Origin of the sequence: Micromonospora sp. M42 (assembly GCF_000568915.1) — a bacterium.
GTDB classification, from domain to species: domain Bacteria; phylum Actinomycetota; class Actinomycetes; order Mycobacteriales; family Micromonosporaceae; genus Micromonospora; species Micromonospora chalcea.
The window spans coordinates 1,394,360-1,395,541 of the sequence record NZ_KK037233.1 but is presented as its reverse complement, the minus strand read 5'-3'; the positions used below and the strand labels follow the sequence as shown (position 1 = coordinate 1,395,541).

General features: G+C 76.2%; 1 protein-coding gene. It reads left to right on the top strand.

Annotation, left to right across the window (positions count from 1 at the left end; all coding sequences use genetic code 11):
• A partial coding sequence (locus MCBG_RS06115; RefSeq protein WP_157560815.1) for an acyltransferase domain-containing protein occupies positions 1-1,182 on the top strand: 1,182 nt, incomplete at both ends.

The following is a 1,182-nucleotide window of genomic DNA, read 5'->3' as shown; positions in this document are numbered from 1 at the left end:
GCACCTGCTCCAGGTGTCGGCGAAGACGCCGACCGCGCTGGACGTCGCCGTGCGCCGGCTCGCCGAGCACCTGGAGGGCGGCAGCGACGTGGCGCTCGCCGACGTGGCGCACACGCTGCGCGTCGGCCGCCAGACGTACGCCCACCGCGCCGCCGTCGTGGCCGGGGACCCGGCGTCCGCCGCCGCCGCGCTGCGCGAGCGGCGCAAGGGCCACCGGGGCGTCGCCGACGGACCCGCCCCCCGGGTGGCGTTCCTGTTCAGCGGCCAGGGCTCGCAGTACGCCGGGATGGGCGCCGAACTGTACGCCCAGGACCGGGCGTTCGCCGCCGCCGTGGACGAGTGCGCCGACCTGCTCCGCCCCGAGCTGGGCCTGGACATCCGGGACCTGATCCTCGGCCGCGACCCGGACGCGGCGGACAAGCTCACCGAGACCCGGTGGACCCAGCCCGCGTTGTTCACCGTCGAGTACGCCCTCGCCGTCGCGTGGCGGGCCGCCGGGGTCGTCCCGGCCGCGATGATCGGCCACTCCATCGGCGAGTACGTGGCCGCCACGCTCGCCGGCGTGCTCGACCTCGCGGACGCGCTGCGCGTGGTGGCCGCCCGGGGCCGGCTCATGCACTCCCTGCCCGCCGGCTCGATGCTGGCGGTCACGCTCGACGAGTCGGCGGTGGCCGACCGGCTGCCTCAGGGCCTGTCGGTGGCCACCGTCAACGGCCCCGGCACCTGCGTGGTGGCCGGCGAGACCGCGCTCGTGGAAGAGTTCGCCGCCAGCCTGGGCGGCAAGAACAAATCGAAGCTGCTGCGCACCTCGCACGCGTTCCACTCGCCGATGATGGACCCGATCCTGGACGAGTTCACCGCGCTGATGGCCACCGTGCCGCTGCGCGCCCCGGCGGTGCCGTTCCTGTCGAACGTGACGGGCACCTGGATCACCGAGGCGCAGGCCACCGACCCGGCGTACTGGGCCGCGCACCTGCGCCGCCCGGTCCGCTTCGGCGCGTGCGTGGCCACGCTGCTCGCCGAGGGCACCTGGGCGCTCGTCGAGTGCGGCCCCGGCCGGCAACTGGCCAACCTGGCCCGGATGCAGGTCGCCAAGGCCGGCGAGGCGCAGCGCGCGCTGACCCCGCTGGGCAGCCTGCCCGGCGCGGGCGAGCAGACCGGTGACCTGGCCGCGCTGCTCGG